17 protein-coding genes are annotated in these 19,343 nt (G+C 64.9%); 4 read left to right on the top strand and 13 right to left on the bottom strand.

Features of this window, described 5'->3' with window-relative positions; translation table 11 throughout:
* Positions 1-13 precede the first annotated feature (13 nt).
* The 3 genes from ACTNBZ_RS03290 to ACTNBZ_RS03280 all read left to right on the top strand — a co-directional run bounded on the left by ACTNBZ_RS03290 (position 14) and on the right by ACTNBZ_RS03280 (position 1,095).
* Complete coding sequence (locus ACTNBZ_RS03290) at positions 14-217, top strand: sulfurtransferase TusA family protein (RefSeq protein ID WP_441208236.1); 204 nt, start codon at positions 14-16, stop codon at positions 215-217.
* Between the two features lies 1 nt (position 218).
* Entirely contained in the window at positions 219-464 is a 246-nt protein-coding gene (locus tag ACTNBZ_RS03285; RefSeq protein ID WP_441208235.1) for a DUF3343 domain-containing protein, read from the top strand.
* A 283-nt stretch (positions 465-747) separates the two neighbouring features.
* Positions 748-1,095, top strand: a complete 348-nt coding sequence (locus ACTNBZ_RS03280; protein ID WP_441208233.1) for a hypothetical protein — start codon at positions 748-750, stop codon at positions 1,093-1,095.
* Positions 1,096-1,159: 64 nt separating this feature from the next.
* Here the strand turns inward: ACTNBZ_RS03280 and ACTNBZ_RS03275 are convergent, their stop codons facing one another.
* The 13 genes from ACTNBZ_RS03275 to ACTNBZ_RS03215 form a co-directional block, all read right to left on the bottom strand.
* Positions 1,160-1,870: an aspartate/glutamate racemase family protein gene (locus tag ACTNBZ_RS03275; RefSeq protein ID WP_441208232.1), complete on the bottom strand. Its 711-nt coding sequence runs from the start codon at positions 1,868-1,870 to the stop codon at positions 1,160-1,162.
* A gap of 43 nt (positions 1,871-1,913) precedes the next feature.
* A complete protein-coding gene (locus ACTNBZ_RS03270; RefSeq protein WP_441208231.1) occupies positions 1,914-3,122 on the bottom strand; it encodes a carboxylate--amine ligase in 1,209 nt (402 codons plus the stop codon).
* Positions 3,123-3,200: 78 nt separating this feature from the next.
* Positions 3,201-5,441 (bottom strand): RelA/SpoT family protein, encoded by a 2,241-nt coding sequence (locus tag ACTNBZ_RS03265; protein WP_441208230.1) that lies wholly within the window; start codon positions 5,439-5,441, stop codon positions 3,201-3,203.
* Between the two features lie 46 nt (positions 5,442-5,487).
* Positions 5,488-7,560 (bottom strand): single-stranded-DNA-specific exonuclease RecJ, encoded by a 2,073-nt coding sequence (gene recJ, locus ACTNBZ_RS03260; RefSeq protein ID WP_441208229.1) that lies wholly within the window; start codon positions 7,558-7,560, stop codon positions 5,488-5,490.
* A 97-nt stretch (positions 7,561-7,657) separates the two neighbouring features.
* Complete coding sequence (locus ACTNBZ_RS03255) at positions 7,658-8,818, bottom strand: MFS transporter (RefSeq protein WP_441208228.1); 1,161 nt, start codon at positions 8,816-8,818, stop codon at positions 7,658-7,660.
* A 151-nt stretch (positions 8,819-8,969) separates the two neighbouring features.
* Positions 8,970-10,835 carry a glycoside hydrolase family 13 protein gene (locus ACTNBZ_RS03250; protein ID WP_441208227.1) on the bottom strand — a complete coding sequence of 622 codons (1,866 nt, stop codon included), beginning with the start codon at positions 10,833-10,835 and terminating at the stop codon, positions 8,970-8,972.
* Between the two features lie 26 nt (positions 10,836-10,861).
* Positions 10,862-13,084, bottom strand: a complete 2,223-nt coding sequence (locus tag ACTNBZ_RS03245; RefSeq protein WP_441208226.1) for a penicillin-binding transpeptidase domain-containing protein — start codon at positions 13,082-13,084, stop codon at positions 10,862-10,864.
* An 85-nt stretch (positions 13,085-13,169) separates the two neighbouring features.
* Positions 13,170-13,679, bottom strand: a complete 510-nt coding sequence (locus ACTNBZ_RS03240; RefSeq protein WP_441208225.1) for a rod shape-determining protein MreD — start codon at positions 13,677-13,679, stop codon at positions 13,170-13,172.
* Positions 13,680-13,699: 20 nt separating this feature from the next.
* The gene (gene mreC / locus ACTNBZ_RS03235) at positions 13,700-14,542 is read right to left on the bottom strand and encodes a rod shape-determining protein MreC (RefSeq protein ID WP_441208223.1); all 843 of its coding nucleotides are present in this window, start codon (positions 14,540-14,542) and stop codon (positions 13,700-13,702) included.
* 22 nt (positions 14,543-14,564) lie between these two features.
* Positions 14,565-15,152 (bottom strand): Maf family protein, encoded by a 588-nt coding sequence (locus ACTNBZ_RS03230; RefSeq protein WP_441208222.1) that lies wholly within the window; start codon positions 15,150-15,152, stop codon positions 14,565-14,567.
* A 28-nt stretch (positions 15,153-15,180) separates the two neighbouring features.
* The gene (dut, locus tag ACTNBZ_RS03225; RefSeq protein ID WP_441208220.1) at positions 15,181-15,630 is read right to left on the bottom strand and encodes a dUTP diphosphatase; all 450 of its coding nucleotides are present in this window, start codon (positions 15,628-15,630) and stop codon (positions 15,181-15,183) included.
* 62 nt (positions 15,631-15,692) lie between these two features.
* Positions 15,693-17,777 carry a DUF3656 domain-containing U32 family peptidase gene (locus ACTNBZ_RS03220; protein ID WP_441208219.1) on the bottom strand — a complete coding sequence of 695 codons (2,085 nt, stop codon included), beginning with the start codon at positions 17,775-17,777 and terminating at the stop codon, positions 15,693-15,695.
* Between the two features lie 40 nt (positions 17,778-17,817).
* On the bottom strand, positions 17,818-18,132 hold the full coding sequence (locus ACTNBZ_RS03215) for a cell division protein ZapA (RefSeq protein WP_441208218.1): 315 nt from the start codon (positions 18,130-18,132) through the stop codon (positions 17,818-17,820).
* A gap of 227 nt (positions 18,133-18,359) precedes the next feature.
* On the opposite strand from ACTNBZ_RS03215, the gene ACTNBZ_RS03210 reads away from it, so the two are divergent.
* Positions 18,360-19,340: a DnaD domain protein gene (locus ACTNBZ_RS03210; protein WP_441208217.1), complete on the top strand. Its 981-nt coding sequence runs from the start codon at positions 18,360-18,362 to the stop codon at positions 19,338-19,340.
* Positions 19,341-19,343 lie beyond the last annotated feature (3 nt).

Here is a 19,343-nt window from a genome sequence, read left to right as displayed (position 1 = left end):
GGGAGTACATACTATGAATGAGATCGACGCCAGAGGCTATTCCTGCCCCGAGCCTGTCCTGATGACCAAGAACGCCCTGAAGGGCGGCGTGCCCCTGAAGGTGATGGTGGACAGCATGACTCCCGTGCAGAACATTACCCGCTTCGCCTCCAACGCCGGCTACAAGGTGAGCCACAAGGCCGTGGGCGAGGACTTTGAGATCCTCATCGAGAAGTAAGATGGACCAGATCGCCACCTTCCATACCCACCTGGGGGCCATGAGCTTCCAGCGGCGGCTGAAAGCGGCGGGGGATGCTCCGGCCATGATGCCGGTACCCCGGGCCCTGTCCGCCTCCTGCGGCACCTGCGTGAAGTTCACCCTGGACTTTGACCCGCAGACCATGGCTGACGAGGATCTGGACGCGGTCTACGCCGCCGGGGGCGGCGGGACCTACCGTCTGATCTTCCAGAACGACGAGGAATAACTTAAAATGACCGCCGCCCCCTCCGCAGACGCGGAGGGGGCGGTATTTTTATTCTCGCGGCACAGAGCAAGCCGCCGGAATATACAAAATTTAACAGAACATCAGAGGGCGCAACCGGATGCAACCGCGATGTAAACCAAATGTGACACCGGCGTAACCCATAATTGCGCCGGTGCAACCGCAGATTGCTTTTATTTTTGTATATCCTATGGTAAAATTGGTACAGACAGATTCTATGCTGCCGCAGGCAAACAATAACCATCCATTCGTGAGGTGAACTGCTATGAAAGGCGCCTGGAAGACGCTGTGGGCCTTTGCCTGGGTACTGATCGCGCTCTTTTTCCTGATCTGCGCCCCATTCCCCATGCGGGGCGAGCTGATGGACGGCGGGAAAATGTACCTGCTGTGCGGGGGCGTGTGCTTTATCAGCGCCGTTCTCTTCTATGACTTTGCCCGGCTGGAGAAGTGGAAGGGCTGGAAGCGGGTGGCTTTGGCGGTATTCGTGGGGCTGGCGGCCTTTGTGACCGCAGGGCTCCTCAGCGGCTGGGACTACCAGGGAGCATTGGTGCTCTTGGTGTTTTTCCTGGGCGCGGAGCTGCATTGTCTCTTCGGCCCGGAGGATGAGGAATAGAGCCCTTTCCCTGTTACGCAGAACACCCGCCGTTCCCAATGGAACGGCGGGCGTTTTTCCACATTTACACCATCCGGAGTGGATAACCGCAGGCAGTGATACACCGCTGGGCCAGCACGTCCATGGCGTCCAGGTAGTAGCCGGGCAGGCCGTGGTAGGCCCGGTAGACGCTCAGCTCGGTGCAGCCCAGGATGGCCCCGTCGCAGCCCAGGTCCCGGCGCAGGCACCGGTCCAGCTCGGCAAATTTCTCCCGGGAGCCCTTTTCCCCCCGCTTGATTTCATCGTAAATGATGGACATGACCAGCTTCTGCATCTCCGGCGGCAGGGGAGGGCACTCCATGCCCAGCGCCTCGCACTCCCGCTGGTACACCCCGGTGCGCACGGTGCCGTCGGTGGCCAGGATGCCCACCCGGCGGCAGCCGCTCTCCGCCATGACAGCGGCGGTCTCCCGCACCATGTGGACCAGCTTCAGCGTCTTTAAGTCGGACTGGAGCCGGTCGGCAAAGTAGTGGGAGGTATTGCAGGGGATACCCAGCACGGTGCAGCCTCCCCGCTCCAGCAGCCGCGCGCCGGAGAGGAGCCGGCGGTAGCAGCCCTCCGCGTCCCCGCCCAGGATGGCGGCGGTGCGGTCAGGCATCTGGGTATCGCTGAAGATCAGGGTGGGGACATGCTCCTGGTCCTTGGCCGCGTCGGTCATGTCCAGGATGCGCTGGTAAAAGATCTGGGTGGCCTGGGGGCCCATGCCGCCCAGAATGCCCAGGCGTTCTTCGCTCATACTCTTTCTCCTTCGCGTATGCCGCGCCGGGATATCCGGCGGCTCAGTTGGCCTTCTCCATGGAGCTGGCGTAGCGCTTCTTGTACCGCCACTGGTCCCGGATCACCCGTAGCTTGTGGATCAGGTTCCTGTCCGCCTTGTAGTACAGGGGATTGACCACTGCGCCGGCGTCGATGAGGGCCTTCATCTCCCCGTGGAACTTTTTGGGGATATAGTCGTAGGCCACGCTCTGGGGGATGACCCGCCACATATGGCGGTTTTGGGTCACCAGCAGCTCTCCCGGCTTGTGCTCGATGCGGTCCTCCACCAGGTACCTGGCCAGGTTGTACCCCGCGCCGGTGACATAGTAATTGCTGCGGCCCTGGCGGGTGTTGATCTCAAAGACCTTATACTTACCGTCCCGCCGGTCGTACTTCACGTCAAAGTTGGAGAAGCCGGTATAGCCGATATCCTCCAGGAAATAGCGCAGCTTCTCGCACAGCTCGGGCTCGTGCTCGGTGATGATGACGGCGTGGTTGCCGATGCCGTGGCGGGTATGCTCCTCCAGCAGCACGTGGCCCACGCACATGAGCCGGACCTTCCCATCCTCGCCGGAGTAGTTGGTGACCACCCGCATATAGCTGTCGTCTCCGGGGATAAAGTCCTGAATGATGAGGGAGTCCTCATAGCCGTGCTCGTAGATCTCATCCAGGACACGGTCCACCTCCTCCCGGGTCTGGAGGACGTAGGCCTTCTTCTGGGTGTCGAAGGGGTGGTCCCAGTAGGTGGCGCTCTCGGCGGGCTTGACCACGAAGGGCCCCTCGAAGGGGAGGACGAAGTCGTGCCCCATGCCCTTCCTGTAGACAAAGGTAGCCGGGTGGTCGATGCCGTACTTGTCGCACAGGTCGTAGAACTTCTCCTTGTGGATGAGCACCTCCATCAGCTCCAGGGGGATATAGGGCGCAATGACGTTCTCCGGGTAGTTGGGCAGGTTGCAGGCGATGGACGTGAGGTAGTTGTCGCCGCAGCCCAGCACGATGACCTTCCGGTCGGAGAACTCGGCGGCCACCTTCTTCACGTTGGCCAGCACCACCTCGGGCGCGTCATTGTTCTCACACACCCGGTAGTCGATGATGTCGCTGCCCACGCACACACCCGAGGGATACATGCCGTAGGCCACGGTCTTGACGCCGTAGGCCTCATGAAAGGCCCGGGCCATACTGTATACATTGATATCCGCCCCCAGAAGCAGGGGCACAAAGCGGTTTTCCATATCTGATCACGCCTCCATGCGCTTTTGGAGCCCCGTTTTGCGGGGCTCCTGTGATATTCTTACCAACCGGCGGGCCGCTCAGCCCGTGGTACGCTTGACCTGATAGACCCCCTGGATCTGGCTGAGCTTGTTGATCACGCTGTTGAGCTCGTTCTGATCCCTGACCTCCAGCACCAGGAACACGGCGGCGTATCCGTCGGGCAGGGAACGGGCGGACAGGTTGCTCACCTTCACTTTGGCGGTGGAGAGGGCCATGGCGATGTCCAGGGTCAGGCCGTCCCGGTCCTTGGCCGAGATGTCCAGCGAGGTCTTGTAGGCGGCCAGCTCGCCCTCCACCCAGGAGACCTTGATCCAGCGGCCGGCCTCCTCGGGCTTGCGCTTCTCCGGGGCGCAGTTGGGGCAGTCGGCCCGGTGGACCGACACGCCGAAGCCCCGGGTGATAAAGCCCACCACCGGATCGCCGGGCACGGGGGTGCAGCACTTGGCAAATTTGACCAGGCAGTTGTCCAAGCCCTCCACGATGATGCCCGAGTCGGAGTGCCTGGGGGTCTTGGCGGCCGTCTCGGTCTTGGCCACGGACACCGAGCGGCCGGGCATGATGGCCTCCTGCTGGGTGACGGAGCGCTCGGCGGAGTGCCGCTCGGCCTGGAGCCGGTTCAGACGGGTGAGCTCGTCCTTGATACGGACCACCGCCTTCTGGGCGGTCATACCGCCGTAGCCGATGGCGGCATACAGCTCGTCCAGGGTGCCGAAGCGGACCTTCTTGAGCACGTGGGGCAGCACATCCTCCCCCATGATGGCGGCCAGGGGGATGCCCACATGCTTGAGCTCGGACTCGAAGGCCGCCCGGCCGGTGGCGATGTTCTCCTCCCGCCGCTCCTTCTTGAACCACTGGCGGATCTTGTTGCGGGCCTCGTTGGATTTGCAGATCTTCATCCAGTCCCGGCTGGGGCCGTGGGCCGATTTGGAGGTGACGATCTCCACGATCTGGCCGTTCTCCAGCTGGGTGTCAAAGGGGACCATACGGCCGTTGACCTTGGCGCCGGTCATGTGGTTGCCCACCGCCGAGTGGATGGAATAGGCGAAGTCGATGGGGGTGGCACCGGCAGGCAGGTTGATGATGTCGCCGTTGGGGGTGAACACGAACACCTCGTCGGCAAAGAGGTCCACCCGCATGGAGCGGAGGAATTCCTCTGCCTCGGTGTCCTGCTGGGCCTCCAGCAGCTTGCGCACCCACTCAAAGGCGGCCTCGCTGCCCAGCTCGGTATTGGCCATGCCCTGCTTGTACTTCCAGTGGGCGGCAATGCCGTACTCGGCGGTGTGGTGCATGTCCCAGGTGCGGATCTGCACCTCGAAGGGCAGGCCCTCCCGGCCGATGACCGTGGTGTGCAGGGACTGATAGCCATTGGGCTTGGGCGTGCCGATATAATCCTTGAAGCGGCCCAGCACCGGCTTGAACATATCGTGGATGCAGCCCAGCACATTGTAGCACGCGGGCAGGTCGTCCACAATGACCCGGAAGGCATAGAGGTCAAAGATCTCGTCCATGGTCTTGTTCTGGGCGTACATCTTGCGGTAGATGGAGTAGGCGTGCTTGATGCGGCCGTACACCGTGGCCTTGATGCCCTCTTCCGCCAGGCGCTTCTCGATCTTCTTCTGCACCGTGGCCATGAACTCCTCATGGGCGGCGGCCCGGGCCTCCAGCTCGTCGGAGATCTCTTTATAGCCCACCGGGTCCAGATACTGGAGGGAGGTATCCTCCAGCTCCCACTTGATCCGCTGCATGCCCAGGCGGTGGGCGATGGGGGCGTAGATCTCCATGGTCTCCAGGGCCTTCTCCCGCTGCTTCCTGGGGGACTGGAACTTCATGGTACGCATATTGTGGAGCCGGTCGCAGATCTTGATAAGGATGACCCGGATGTCCTTGGCCATGGCCATAAGCATCTTGCGCAGGTTCTCCATCTGCTCCTCTTCCTTGGAGACATACTTCACCTTGGCCAGTTTGGTGACGCCGTCCACCAGGTCGGCCACGCTCTTGCCAAAGCGCTTGGCCACATCCTCGTAGGTGATGCTGGTGTCCTCCACCGTGTCATGGAGCAGGGAGGCGATGATGGAGTCGGTATCCAACTCCAGATCGGCCGCGATCTCGGCCACCGCCAGCGGATGGGTGATATAGGGCGAACCGTCCTTGCGCATCTGCCCCGAGTGGGCGTTGTCCGCATAGGAGAACGCATCATAGAGGCGCTTGGTGTCCAAACCCGGATTATAGGCTTTTATCTTATCTTCCAGCGCCTGATAGCGCTCTAAAATGGGATCCATATGTTCACCACAACTTTCCATTGAACTCTTCTCTGCGCTCCGGCCCTCAGCCGCTCATCAGGGCGCGGAGCCGGCGGAGGATGGCGGACTGCTCCAGGTCCACCTTGCCCTCCACCGTGCGGAACTGGATCTGGAGGGAGCCGGTATGGCGCTCCAGGGAAATGAGCCCCCGCTCGTCAAAGACCTCTAGGCACACCATGGTCCGGGGGAGGGGCGCGTGATGCCCGAAATCCCGGGACAGGTTCCGGGTCATGCGGCGTGGGCTCTCCTCCATCACAGATTCGTTGCCCGCCCGGCCCTTGAGGTAGCGCCACAGCAGCACAAATTCCTCCCGGCTGGGCAGCAGGAAAGCCGCCTCCTGTGGGCTGAGCTCCTCTCCCCGGGCAAACCGTTCATACAGGGCCTGTTCGCTCTGGGCACGGGTCAATGCGGGGCGCAGGTCGGTGATCTGCAGCTGTACCGACCGCCAGCCCCGGAATTCGTTGATCTGGGGGCAGAAGGCGATGTCAATCCGATCCCCCGGCGACACGCCGGCTTCCGTGGCGGTGGCCGCGAAGAAGATGGCGTCAAAGACCCGGCCGCCCACCGCCAGCTTCAGCTTCAAATGCCGGCCGCCCCCCACCTCTGTACAGGAGGACACAGTACACCCGGTCATGGAAAACACCGGCTTGGCATTGCCGGCGCCGTAAGGTTCCAGAATATCCATCGCCTCCACCTGCTCCAGGGTGAGGACCGAGGGATCGGTGATCTCGGCGTCGATGTCCAGCTCTGAGACCATCTCCTCCCCGCCGGTACGCTGGCGGACCAGGCGGTTCATCCGCTCCCGGAAGGGGCCGATCTGCTCCCGGGCGATGGTAAAGCCGGCAGCCAGCTCGTGACCGCCGAAGCCCTCCAGCAGATCGGAGCACTGCTCCAGGGCGGCAAAAAGGTTGAATCCTCCAAAGGACCGGCAGGAGCCCTTTCCATGCCCGTCCTGAAGGCAGATCATAAAGGCCGGGCAGGAGTACTTTTCCGCCAGGCGGGAAGCCACGATGCCCACCACGCCCTGGTGCCATCCCTCGCCCGAGAGGACCAGGGCGCTGCGCTCCTCTGCCGGCATGGCCTCGCACAGGGCCACGCTCTCGGCAAAGATATCCGCCTCGATGGCCTGCCGCTCCCGGTTCAGGCTGCACAGGGCCTTGGCCAGCTCCTCCCCCCGGACGCTGTCCCCGGTGAGGAGCAGCTCGGCCGCCACCTGGGCACAGCCCATCCGGCCCGAGGCATTGAGCCGGGGGGCCAGGGTGTAGCCGATGTTCATGGAGGTGAGGGGCTTCTCAGCCAGCCCGGCCTCCCGCAGCAGGGCGGAGAGGCCGGGACGGCCGGTATGCCGGATCTGTCTGAGTCCCATATGGACGATGCAGCGGTTCTCCCCGGTGAGGGGCATCACGTCGGCCACCGTGCCGATGGCGGCCAGGTCAGCGTATTCCCGCAGCAGCCCGTCCCGTTTTTCCGGCCCCCCCAGGGCCAGTACCAGCTTGAGGGCCACTCCCACCCCGGCCAGACCCTTGAAGGGATAGGGACAGTCGGGCCGGTGGGGATCCACCACCGCCACCGCGTCGGGAATGGCCTCCTTGCACTCGTGATGGTCGGTGATGACCATATCCATCCCCAGAGCAGCGGCATACCCGGTCTCCTCCACGGCGGTGATGCCGCAGTCCACTGTGATGATCAGAGTGACGCCCTGGGCGTGCAGAAGGTCGATGGCCCCCCGGCTGACGCCGTAGCCCTCCTCCATCCGGTCGGGGATGTACAGGACCACGTCGCCCCCCCGGCTGCGAAGATAACTGGTGAGCAGGCAGGTGGAGGTGATGCCGTCCACATCGTAGTCGCCGTAGACCGCCATGGTCTCCCCGCACTGCAGGGCCCGGGTGATCCGGGCCACCGCCTTGTCCATGTCCAGCAGGGCAAAAGGATCCTCCAGCAGCCCGGGCCCGTTGGAGAGGAACCGGCGGGCCTGCTCCGGCGTATCGATCCCCCGGGCGGCCAGCACCAGCGCCGGCAGGGGGGCGATCCCCGCCGCCGTCAGCGCCGCCTGGCCCCCGGGCTCTGCCGCGGGGCGGTTCCACTGCTGATATTTCATTGGCTTCGCCCCCCTCTCCCAAAAGGCAAGATGAAAATTACCCTTTATTATAGCAAATATCAAAAGAATATACAAGAGAAGGGGCAAAAAATCCAATTTAATCCTTTCGTGTCCGCCGTGACCGGCGGCTTTCCCACAGAAAGAAGAGGGCCGCTCCCGCGCAGCAGGCCGCGCCCAGCAGAAAGCCCTGCTCCACCCCCCGGTCCCCCGCGGCGCCGAAGGCGGGCTGGAGTGCCATGGCCCCCAGGTCCACCACCATGGAATTGCAGGAGAGCCGGGCTGCCCGGCCGCCGGGGGCCGCCCGCTCGTTCTGCACCGACAGGGCCAGCGGGGCCGCACAGGAGCGCAGTCCCTGCAGAAGCGCCACCGCCGCCCCGGCCGTCCAGGGCCGTGCGGTACCCCGCAGCAGCAGGCAGGCCCCGCACCCCGCCGCCGTCAGGGCGGCACAGCACTCCTCCGGGCTCCGCCGCCGGGTGAGGCGGTAGGCCAGTCCGCCGGTGAGTCCCGCTGCCGTCACCACCGCGGAGAGGGCCCCGAAGGCCTCCTCCGGGATACCCGCCCGCCGGTACTGGAGCTGGCTGAGAAAGACCACCCCCATCTGGCAGGTCTGGTCGAACAGGCAGAAGGCCAGCAGAAAGGGGATCAGGGGCGCCGTCCCCCGCAAAAGCGCCGCCGGGGCAGGGGAGGGATCCCGCCGCTGCTCCTCCGCCCGCTCCCCCTCCGGCTCCCGCAGCGCCAGGGTGAGGAGGGCGGCGGCGGTATAGCTCAGGACCGTCAGGGCGGCCGAGCGGCGGTAGTCTCCCCCCATCAGGGGCCAGCACAGGGCCGAAAAGAGCATCCCGGCGGTCTGTACCGCCTCCCACCGGGCAAACACACGGCGGTGCTCCTCTCCCCGGCAGCAGAGGAAAAGAAAGGCGGAGTCGCATCCCGACAGGCCGGACAGGCAGACTGCCAGCAGCAGCCGCTCCGCCAGGAAGCCGGCAAAGGTCTCCGCCCGCCAGAACACCACTTTGGACAGTGCAAACAGGAAAGAACACAGTACGATGGTCCTCCGGTGGCCCAGGGCGTCGGCCCACCGGCCCCAGGGCAGCTCCAGGGCCAGCATGGTCCCCAGAGAGACCGATTCGATCAGCCCCACCTCTGTGAGGCTCAGCCCGCAGGAAAAGCGGTACAGGGTGGCCACCGGGCTGTAAAAGACCATGCCCTGCAAAAAAGCGGCAGCAAAAAGAAGCGCAATATTGCGCCGGTTGGTTCCCATCATCATACCTCCATATGGATCTCCGTTTGAAAGCAGCATAGCAGCGCCCGCCCCCAATGGGGCGGACGTGCGATCAAAACAGTTCAAACGGATCAGATGGGACCAAACATGGCGCAACCGCGCTCCTTTTTGTTATAGTTATAGAATTATATTACCCTTTGTATTTCAATGGTACCAGAAGAAGGGCGCTGCGGGGAGGCAGTACCGCCTCCATATGCCGGGCGCCGGGGGCGGGGAATATTTTCCCGGTAAGGATGTCCCGGGCCGGACGGGTCAGAGGCAGGGTCTCCGGCTCCTCACCCACATTGGCCGCCGCCAGTACCGTCTCGCCCTCCCAGGTCCGCCGGAAGGCCAGCACATGGCCCTCCGCCGCCACATAGCGGATATCGCCCCTGCGCAGGGCAGGGCGGGTGTTCCGGGCCTTGCCCAGGGCGGTGAACCACGCCGTCAGCTCCCGGTCCTCCTCCCCCCAGGGGAAGGTACGGCGGTTAAAGGGGTCCTCAAAGCCCTCCATGCCCGCCTCGTCTCCGTAGTACACCGTGGGGGAACCGGGGAAGGCGAAGAGCAGCAGGGCACCCACCTTCAGCAGCTCTTTGCCCCGCTGGTACTGTTCCGCCGTCATCCGGTGCTCCGCCCGCCACTGGCGGGTTTCTCCGGTACAGGCCGAGCCCATCCCCAGCAGAGTAAGGATGCGGACGGTGTCGTGGGTGCCCAGGGCGTTCATGGCGGAGTAGAAGGCAAAGCGGGGGTAGTTGGCCCGCAGGCGCTCCATCCCGTCCCTGAACTGCCGGGCGTCGCCCCCCAGCAGATAGTCGATGAGGGCGCTGCGCAGGGGGTAGTTCATCAGGCCGTCGCAGTGTCCGCCCAGAATGTGCTTGCGGCGCACGCCGTAGGCGATCTTGGTGGAGCCGTCCTCCCACACCTCTCCGATGACCACGCCGTCTGGCCTGGTCTCCCGCACCGCCTGGTGCACGGCGTGGACAAAGGCGTCGGGCAGCTCGTCTGCCACATCCAGCCGCCACCCATCGGCTCCCGCCCGCAGCCACCGGCGGACAATGCTGTTCTCCCCCCGGATGATGTAATCCACATAGCTCTCGTCACTCTCGTTGACGGCGGGCAGGGAGTAGATGCCCCACCAGGAGTCGTATTGATCGGGCCAGCGGCTGAAGTGGAACCAGTTCCGGTAGGGGCTGTCCTCCGACTGCGCCGCGCCGGGCACGGGAGACGGATAGGAGCCGTCTCCGTTGAAATAGCGGCTGACAAAGGCGGTGTGGTTGAACACGCCGTCCAGCACTACCCGCATCCCCAGGTCATGGGCCTGCTCACACAGGGTGCGGAAGTCCTCCTCGCTGCCCAGCATGGGGTCGATCTTCTCGTAGTTGCCGGTGCCGTAGCGGTGGTTCTCCGGCCCCTCGAAGATGGGGCAGAAATAGATGGTCTCCACCCCCAGGCCCCGGAGGTAGGGCAGCTTCTCGGCTACGCCAGCCAGGCTGCCGCCGAAAAAATCCCGGTTGCGGATCTCGCCCTTCTCGTCGGGCAGGTAGTCAGGCTCCTCCCGCCAGCCGGTGTGGACCCTCCGTCCCCCCACCATACCGGTGGGGTCGGGGATGGCGCGGCGGCGGAACCGGTCGGGGAAGATCTGATAGGATACGCCCTCGCCGAACCAGCCGGGCACTTCCTCACTGCCGTCGTAGACCGTGAGCTGATATTCTCCCAGCTGGGCGGTCCGGCCGTCCAACCCCTCCATGCGCAGGGTGTACCAGACCAGGCCCACATAGTCCCCGGTGTCCAGCGTGCCGGAAAAGAGATCCCGCTCCCCGTCCAGTCCGGACCAGGGGAGAACGCGCTCCACCGTCCGGTCCCCGTCGCTCTCAAACCGGGCGGAGAGCAATGCCCGGGAAAATCCGCTGGAGCGTAAGGGCCGCACGGTAAAGGTCACCACCGTCCCGGAGGGCACGGCGCCGTAGGGCGTTTTATACACGGGATCCGTTGGGTCAAAGGTATACGGGTCTGTCATACATCTCATCCTGTTCTTACGTGTGATCAGCGGAGCAGGGTCCCCTCCGCGGGGACGGCCTCCGCCGTGTTCTCCTGGCTGAAATAGGCGGAGAGGACGTCGGCGGCCACGGCGGCCAGCTCGGTACCCGAGCCGCCCCGCTCGGCCACCAGCGCAACGGCAATCTCCGGGTCGTCATAGGGGGCGAAGCAGACGAACACGGCGTTGGCCTCAGCGGTGGCCGAGCCCACCTGGGCCGTGCCGGTCTTGGCACCCACGGTGACGGGCAGGTCCTTGAAGTAATTTCTGACGCTGCCCTCATTGGCCATCAGGTACATGCCCTTCTTCACGGCCTCCAGATTCTCCTGGCTGATGTTGATGGTATCCAGGGGCTCCGGGTCGTTCTCCAGCACCACCTGGGAGAAATCGTTGCTCTTCACCGACTGGAGCAGATGGGCAGGATAGTGGTCGCCGCCGTTGACCAGCGTGGCGATATAATTGGCCAGCTGCAGGGGGGAGCAGAGGGTGTTTCCCTGGCCGATGGAGGCCGAGAGCAGGTTGCCGCCGTACCAGGTCTGGCCCAGTTTTTCGCTGGTCTCAGGACTGGCCACATAGCCGGTCTCCTCCTTGAGCTCGATGCCGGTCTCCTTGCCCAGGCCGAACATGGCGGCATATTTGTTGATGAGGTCGATGCCCAGCCGGTCGCCCAGGGTGTAGAAGAAGATATTGCAGGAGTCCTCCAGGGCGTGGCCCATGTCCTCCCACCCGTGGGTCCCCCCGTACTGGAGGTACTTCCAGCAGGCGGGATGATAGTCGCCGTAGGGATATTTCTCCCCCTTGGGATACTGGAAGCGCCCGGTGTCCAGGATCTTCTCATAGGCGGTGGTCTTGCCCTCCTGAAGGGCGGCCACGCCGGTGATCATCTTGAAGGTGGAGCCGGGGGAGTACAGGCCCTGAAGGGCCCGGTTATACAGGGGCGTCAGCGGATCGTCCAGCACCGAATTATAGTACTGCGTGTCGCTGTAGAGCCGCTCCAGGTCAAAGGTGGGATAGGAGGCCATGGCCTTCACGCCGCCCTTCATGTCCACCACCACGCCGGCGGCGCCCTTCACCTGGTCCGTCAGGCCGGGCACCCGGCTGGCCAGGGAGCGCTCCAGCGCCTCCTGCAGGCGGATGTCCAGGGTGGTGACCACATGATTGCCGGGCTTGGGCTCCAGGCTCTCGCCGGTGGTCTCGTCGGTATCCCAGGTCTCGCTGACCACCTTTCCGCTGGAATTGGCCTCGATGATCTTTACACCGTCGGTGCCCCGCAGGTAGGACTCAAAAGCCCTCTCGATCCCGTCCTTGCCCACGGTATCGTCCATGCTGTAGCCCTCGTTCTTGTAGTTCTGCCACTCCTCGGCGTAGATGGCCCCCACCCGGCCCAGGATGTGGGCGGCATAGCCGGTCTCATATTCCCGCACCGTAGTGGCCTGGATCTTCACGCCCTTGAGCCCCTGCTCCTTCACCGCGGTGATGAAGCGGATATCCACGTCCCGGGCAAAGACATAGGCGGCGGTGGTGGCGTTCTTGGAGCGCAGGTTCAGCTCGTAGAGCACTCCCACCAGATCCCGGGCCTCCTCATCGGAGAGGGCGGGATCCACTTTAAAATAATCCTCCATTTTGGCCATCAGGGAAGAAGCCGACACGATCCCGTTCCCGGGCTTGTCGGGAGCGGGCTCCGGCGCTTCGCCGTCCTCTCCGGCCTCATCGGCGGCGCTGAGGGCCGCGCTGTACTCCTCCCAGGCGTTGGCCAGGGCCACGCCGGAGGCCGCGGCGCTCTTCCAGCTCTCGCTGCCCGAACCAAAGGTCTCCATCAGCCTGAGGAAGGCCCTGCGGGCGGTGCCGGAGGCGGTATTCATGGTGTAGACGAAGGGGACAGTCCCGGAGACCGGAAGCGTGTCGGTCCAGCTGACGTCATTCTCCCGGCAGATCTCCAGCAGCTCAGTCAGGATGGCGTTGCGCTCTTCCTCCCCGCCCATAGCGGACAGGTCCAGCGTCACCTGGTAGGTGGCCCGGTTGGACACCAGCACCCGCCCGCTGCTGTCCAGGATCTGGCCCCGGACGGCCTCCACCGTCTCCTTGTTGGTGATGCTGCGGGTGGAACGGGCCCGGTAGTCCCCGCCGTTGACCACCTGCAGGTCGTAGAGCACCGCGAAAAACAGCAGGAACAGCGCCGCCATCAGTGCGATGACGCCGTGGACCCGCAGATGGAATTGTTTACTGTCCATATAATTACCCTTTCCGGTGAGGGAGTGCTCAGAAGCTGTACCAATAGCCTTCAGCACGCGTCTTTGCGGCCTATCGGAACAGCTTCTAAAAATGCGTGCTCTTGGGCACCCGGCGGAACACCCACAGAAAGATGCCGTACACCGGGATCACGAAGGGCAGGGAGCAGAGAAGCTCTGCCCCCGCCAGGCGGAGCATGGGCTCCAGCCCGGCGCTCCCCGCCAGCAGCCGCAGCCCGATGCGCACGCCGTCCACGGCGGCCAGGTTCAGGGCCGAGCAGAGCAGGCAGCCCAGCAGGTCCTGCCGCAGCAGATACTGGGAGAGCAGGCCGGTGCCCAGTCCCGCCGCCATCATGACCAGTATCTGCCACGCCTCTGCGCCGCCGCAGGCCACCGCCAGAGCGCCCACCCCCAGGCCAAAGCCCGCGCCGGCGGCAGCGCCCTCCAGCACGGCCACTGCCGCCACCGCCAGGGGCAGCAGCATGGGCCGCACGCCGAAAAGGGGCAGCCGGGCGAACACGTAAGTCTCCAGCAGCCAAACCGGCAGGAGAGCCAGGGCATACACGCCCCATTTGACCAGAAAATCATGTCGTGTCAAAGCTGATGTCCCTCCCGCGGCTACTCCACGATGTCAAAGCTCTTGATGACGAAGACCTGCTTCAGGCTGCCAAGGTCGGTCTCGGGGATCACCACGGCGTACCGGGTCATGCCCGACGCCTCGGTGAGGACCTCCTCGATGTGGCCCGCCACCAGACCGGAGGGATACAGGCCGCTCAGGCCGGAGGTCAGCACCTGGTCCCCCGCCATCAGCTCGCTGTTCTCGGGCAGGAAGGAGAGCTTCAGCTTCCCCTGGCCCATCAGGGCGAAATCTCCCTCCAGGATGGCGGCGCCGTCGGTACGGGCGATGAGTCCGCCCATCTCCAGGTCGGAGTCCACCACCGTGATGAGGGAGGACCAGTTCAGGCCCACCTCCCGGATAACTCCCACCAGATTGCCGTACTCATCCACCACGCAGTCCCCGGCCTCCACGCCGGCGGAGCTGCCCTTGCTGATGGTGAGGGTGGAGTCCCAGTTGGAGGCGCCGTGGGCGGTGACGGTGGCTGACTCCAGCTCCAGGTCACGCCGCTTTTCCCTCAGTCCCAGGAGGTTGCGCAGGCGGGCATTCTCGTCGTTGGCCTGCTGGGCCTCCCGCAGCTCCCCCTCCAGCTCGGCGTATTTCTTCTTGAGGGCCTCGTATTCCGCCTGGAGCTCATCCCGGCGGAAGATCCCCTGGTACTGCTCCTCCATCCAGGTGACCACACGGTTGGCGCCGTTTCGGAAGGGTGTAGTCACGATGCCCGCCAGATTGGACAGCGGATCGGCTATCCCTCCCATCAGGGCTGAGGTAATTGCCACGATCAGGGTGAGGAGCACGGCAATGATCAGGATCAAAAGGCCGTTGTTGCGGAAAAAATCTTTCATGGTCCCTCTCCCGGCCGGCCGCTCAGTCCCGTCCGGCGGCCAGGCGCATACAGTTGACGCCCACCCGCTCCAGCATCCGGCCCAGCCGGCACACCGGCAGGCCCATCACGTTGTAGTAATCTCCCTGGATGCCCTCGATGAACAGCGCGCCATAGCCCTGGATGCCGTAGGCCCCGGCCTTGTCCATGGGCTCGCCGGTGCGGATGTAGTCCTCGATCTCCTGCTCGGAGAGCTCCCGGAAGGTCACGTCGGTGACCTCGTACTCGGTGTGCTTCTCGTCCCCCGCCAGCACGGTGACGCCGGTGTACACCTGATGGCGGCCGCCCGAGAGGGTGGAGAGCATCTTGAAGGCCTCCAGCTCGTCGGCGGGCTTGCCCAGCACCGCGCCGTCCAGGGCCACCACGGTGTCGGCGGCGATGATCACGCCGCCCTCCCGCTGGGCAGCCACCGCCTCCGCCTTCCGCCGGGAGAGCCGGCTCACCAACTCGGCCGGGGGATAGTCCCCGATGTTCTCGTCCACGTCGGGGGAGCAGACCTCAAACCGCTCCACGCCCATGCGCTCCAAAAGCTCCCTCCGCCGGGGAGAGTGGGAGGCAAGAATGATATCCATACTCATAAAGCTCCTTTTGCCTGTCGTGTTATTTTCCGGTGGAGCCGAAGCCGCCGGCTCCCCGCTGGGTCTCGTCCAGGGTATCGGTGATCTCCAGCTCGGCCTGCACCACCGGCATCACCGCCAGCTGGGCGATGCGGTCGCCGGGCTGCACGGTGTAGGGGGTCTGGGACTGGTTTACCAGCCCCACCCGGATCTCGCCCCGGTAGTCGCTGTCGATAACACCCACGCCGTTGGCCAGGGCCACGCCGTGCTTGATGCCCAGGCCGGAACGGGCGAACACCAGCGCCACATACTCCGCCGAGGGCAGGGCAATGGCGATGCCCGTGGGCAGGCTGACGATCTGCTGCGGGGCGATGGTCACCGCCTCGTCCACGCAGGCGCACAGGTCCATGGCCGCCGCGCCGGCGCTGGCGTAAAAGGGAAAGGGGATGTCGGTCCCGATCCTGGGGGACACGGGTCTGATCTTCAGCTTCATCATATGCTCCTTGCAGTCATTGTATTGTAATGATACTCTCAATACGCGAGAGTACGCCGGGGCTATTCCACGCCCCGGTAGTAAAGTCCTCTGGTATACTCCGCCGGCGTCCAGCGCTCCAGTCCCCGGTAGCACCGGGCGATCCGGACGCACTCCGCCGGGGATTCCAGGGTAAACACCAGCCGCTGGGCCCATGCGCCGGCGCGGCGGACATCCTCCTGCTTATCGGCCAGCCACAGGGGCAGGGAATTCAGGATCTCGTTGCGGCAGCCGTAGGCGCGCACCACAGGGAAACGGGCTCCCTTCCGGTCGGTGAGCAGGTTCTCCCCGCCCTGGCAGGCCTTTTGGCACTTGCCGCCGGTGCGGTTGCGGATGATGCAGTTTTCCATGATCATCAGGGGCAGGCGGCCGTAGGTGATGACCTCGGCGTCCACCGCCTTGGAGAGGTCCCGGATCTGGGCCAGCTTGAGCTCGAAGGACACCGCCGCCGACTTCAGTCCCATGTGGCGCAGCTCCTTCATGGCCTGGGAGTTGTAGATCTCCAGCCCGAAGTCCCCCCGGAGGGCAAATTCCATCTCCCGGGCCAGCTTCAGCATGCCCAGGTTGCCCACCAGGGCGTCGGTGATCCCCATCTCCCGCACCCGGCGCAGCTGACCGGTCATGGTCTCCCACTCCCGGTCCCAGGCCACCCGGGGCAGGGTGACGGCCAGCCGTCCCCCCAGCTCCGTGAGCTCCGGATGGGCGGCAAGCTCCTCCAGGGGCACATAGACCAGCGCCGGGTCCAGGGCCAGCAGCTCGGGGGTGACCTGCCCGGCCCGGCTCACCGAAATGGTGAGCTCCGGCGCCTCCCGCCGGTTCTCATAGCGCACGCCGGGGCGGTATTCCCCGGTCCGCCGCGGCGGCGGGGCAGTGCGCCGGGCGGAAAGTTCCTCCAGCGCCTGGCGGCGCATGGCGTTGAGGGCAGCGGCAGGGAGGGAGAGTCCTTCCTCCACCATGGAGCGGACCGCCTCGCAGCGGTAGGGGGTGCCGCCGGTGCGGGAGAGCTGCTTCTCCACCCCCTCGGGGGTGAGGGGCTTGGTGCGGGCCGCCTCGGGCACCGGGCCCCGGACGGTGACCACGTTCTCCCGGTCATCCTTCACCCCCACCTGGGCCGCCTCTCCGGAGCGGAGCATGGCGTAGAAGGTGATGGGCACCCGCTGGCGCTCCCCGTCCTCATAGGTCTCTCTGGCCCGGGCAAAGAGCTCCCGGGGCTCTTTTTCCTCCTCCCGGACGCCGAACATGTCCGGCCCCTTCCGGTCCAGGTAGTAGCCCTGGGTAAAGCCCTGGCGGGAGAAGGCCCCGGCCAGCTGCCGCAGCTCCTCCTCAGTGGGCTCCCGGCCCTCCCGGATGGCGTCGGCGTAAATCCTGGTGACCACGGCCACATATTCGCTGCGCTTCATCCGCCCCTCCAGCTTGACGCAGGCCACGCCCATCTTCCGCAGCTCCCGCAGATGGCTGGCCAGGGACATGTCCTTCAGTGAGAGGGGATTGCCGTCGGCCCGGCCATTCCAGCCGTATCTCAGGCGGCAGGGCTGGGCGCACAGGCCCCGGTTGCCGCTGCGCCCGCCGATCACCGACGAGAGGAAGCACTGGCCCGAGTAGCACATGCACAGGGCCCCGTGGGCGAACACCTCGATCTCGATGGGGGAGCGCTCGCAGATATAGGCGATGGCGTCCCGGGACAGCTCCCGGGACAGCACCGCCCGGGTCATGCCGAAGTCGGCCATCTGCTTCACGCCGTCCAGATTGTGAACCGTCATCTGGGTGGAGGCGTGGACCGGCAGGTCGGGGGAGACCTGGCGCACCATGCGCAGCACCCCCAGGTCCTGCACCAGCACCGCGTCCACCCCCAGCGCGCCGGCCCGGGCCGCGGTCTCGGCAGCCCGGACCAGCTCCCGGTCGGTGAGCAGGGTGTTGAGGGTCAGATAGACCCTGCATCCCCGGAGATGACAGTAAGAAACCGCCGCCGCAAACTCCTCCTCGGTGAAGTTTTTCGCGTTGCGGCGGGCGTTGAAGTCTCCGTACCCCATGTAGACGGCGTCGGCGCCGTTCTGCACGGCGGCGCGCACCGCCTCCATGGAGCCGGCGGGTGACAGCAGTTCCAGCATAGTTCCTCCCAAAGCACGACTCCTCCGCGGGGCCGTGCTCTTATTTCTTGTTCTGCAGCTTGAAGATCTCCCGTTTGGCCTCCGAAAGCTCCATCTTCAGCTTGGTGGCCTCCTCCAGATACTCCTTGAGCTGGCGGCGCAGATTCTCCGAAGTCTCCTGTTCCTTGTAGTACTCGTCGGCAATGTTCAGCGCGGCCAGCATGGCGCTGTTGATCAGGGAAAACTTCTCGCCCTCCCGGACCTCCCGCACCTTCCGGTCCACGTGCTCGGCTACCTTGCGGACGTAGCTCTCATCCTCCATCGCCACCAGCGTGTACTCCTGTCCCGCAATGGTCACTGTGATCCGGTTCCTCATCTGAGCTCTCCCGCCTTTCTTTTTATGTCAACCTATAAAACGCCGGCAAGCCCGGCGTTCCGGCCTGTGTTCAGACTTGTCAATAGTATATCACACACCCAGGGAAAGAAAAATAGCCATCTTATGAATTTTTCCCTCCCGCATCCTTTTCCCAACCCCGGTTTCGTGGTATGATGATACATACTGACCGAGATTCCGCGTCGGTCCATCCGAAGGAGGTGTATCCCATGGCCGGAAAACTGCTCTATCCCGGCAGCATCCTGTCCCTCTCCGCCGACACGGCGGACCGCCTGATGGCCTCCGGCAATGGGGACGCCGCCCTGCTCTATCTCTTCCTGCTGCGGAAGGGGGGCGTGCTGGAGCCCCGGGCCGCCGCCCACACCCTCAAATGGGACCCGGACCGGGTGTCCGCCGCCTTTTCCGTCCTGGTGGAGCTGGGGCTGGCCGGTCGGGACCAGGCGGCAGCGCCCCCTCCCGCCCCGCCGGAGCCCGACGCCCCGCCCGAGTACACCGCCGCCGACCTGACCCGGGAGCTGGAGGATGCTTCCTCCTCCTTCCCCGCCCTGGTGGGGGAGGTCCAGCGCCGCCTGGGCAAGATCCTGTCCACCTCCGACCTGAAGATGCTCTACACGCTCTATGACTATCTCTCCCTTCCGGCAGAGGTCATCATGCTGCTGGTGAGCTACTGCGTGGAGGAGATGGAGCGGAAATACGGCGCGGGCCGCAAACCCCGCCTCTCCCAGATCCAGAAGGAGGGCTTTGTCTGGCACCGCCTGGGGGTGGACACCCCCGAGGCCGCCGAGGCCCACCTGCGCAAGCTCGCCGAGCTGCGCACCCGCACCGGCGCCATTCTGCCCCTGCTGGGCATCCAGGGCCGGCAGCCGGTGGAGCAGGAGCGCAAATACATTGCCTCCTGGGTGGAGATGGGCTTCGAGGACGCCGCCATCCGCCTGGCCTACGAGCGCACCGTGCTCCAGAAGCAGTCCATGAACTGGCCCTATATGAATTCCATCCTGAAAAGCTGGCACCGGAAGGGGCTGCACACCGTGGCTGCCATCCAGTCCGGAGATTCGGCTCCCGTCCGCCCCTCCGCGGCGGCCCGCCCCGCCCCCGCCGGCGAGGCCGACCGCCGGGTGCGGGAGGACCTGGAGCGGATGCGGGAGTACCTCCGCCAGCAGCAGGATGCCCCGGGGAAGGGAGGTATATAGTCC

The organism is Pseudoflavonifractor sp. HCP28S3_F10, assembly GCF_052065415.1.
GTDB lineage: Bacteria > Bacillota > Clostridia > Oscillospirales > Oscillospiraceae > Pseudoflavonifractor_A.
The sequence above is the reverse complement of the archived record's forward strand: the minus strand, read 5'-3'. Positions and strand labels throughout refer to the sequence as shown.

What these genes read in the sequence shown, in the direction of transcription:
- ACTNBZ_RS03290 (WP_441208236.1), top strand. Translation starts at nt 14, where the DNA reads ATGAATGAGATCGACGCCAGAGGCTATTCCTGCCCCGAGCCTGTCCTG.
- ACTNBZ_RS03285 (WP_441208235.1), top strand. Translation starts at nt 219, where the DNA reads ATGGACCAGATCGCCACCTTCCATACCCACCTGGGGGCCATGAGCTTC.
- ACTNBZ_RS03280 (WP_441208233.1), top strand. Translation starts at nt 748, where the DNA reads ATGAAAGGCGCCTGGAAGACGCTGTGGGCCTTTGCCTGGGTACTGATC.
- ACTNBZ_RS03275 (WP_441208232.1), bottom strand. Translation starts at nt 1,870, where the DNA reads ATGAGCGAAGAACGCCTGGGCATTCTGGGCGGCATGGGCCCCCAGGCC.
- ACTNBZ_RS03270 (WP_441208231.1), bottom strand. Translation starts at nt 3,122, where the DNA reads ATGGAAAACCGCTTTGTGCCCCTGCTTCTGGGGGCGGATATCAATGTA.
- ACTNBZ_RS03265 (WP_441208230.1), bottom strand. Translation starts at nt 5,441, where the DNA reads ATGGATCCCATTTTAGAGCGCTATCAGGCGCTGGAAGATAAGATAAAA.
- recJ (WP_441208229.1), bottom strand. Translation starts at nt 7,560, where the DNA reads ATGAAATATCAGCAGTGGAACCGCCCCGCGGCAGAGCCCGGGGGCCAG.
- ACTNBZ_RS03255 (WP_441208228.1), bottom strand. Translation starts at nt 8,818, where the DNA reads ATGGGAACCAACCGGCGCAATATTGCGCTTCTTTTTGCTGCCGCTTTT.
- ACTNBZ_RS03250 (WP_441208227.1), bottom strand. Translation starts at nt 10,835, where the DNA reads ATGACAGACCCGTATACCTTTGACCCAACGGATCCCGTGTATAAAACG.
- ACTNBZ_RS03245 (WP_441208226.1), bottom strand. Translation starts at nt 13,084, where the DNA reads ATGGACAGTAAACAATTCCATCTGCGGGTCCACGGCGTCATCGCACTG.
- mreC (WP_441208223.1), bottom strand. Translation starts at nt 14,542, where the DNA reads ATGAAAGATTTTTTCCGCAACAACGGCCTTTTGATCCTGATCATTGCC.
- ACTNBZ_RS03230 (WP_441208222.1), bottom strand. Translation starts at nt 15,152, where the DNA reads ATGGATATCATTCTTGCCTCCCACTCTCCCCGGCGGAGGGAGCTTTTG.
- dut (WP_441208220.1), bottom strand. Translation starts at nt 15,630, where the DNA reads ATGAAGCTGAAGATCAGACCCGTGTCCCCCAGGATCGGGACCGACATC.
- ACTNBZ_RS03220 (WP_441208219.1), bottom strand. Translation starts at nt 17,777, where the DNA reads ATGCTGGAACTGCTGTCACCCGCCGGCTCCATGGAGGCGGTGCGCGCC.
- ACTNBZ_RS03215 (WP_441208218.1), bottom strand. Translation starts at nt 18,132, where the DNA reads ATGAGGAACCGGATCACAGTGACCATTGCGGGACAGGAGTACACGCTG.
- ACTNBZ_RS03210 (WP_441208217.1), top strand. Translation starts at nt 18,360, where the DNA reads ATGGCCGGAAAACTGCTCTATCCCGGCAGCATCCTGTCCCTCTCCGCC.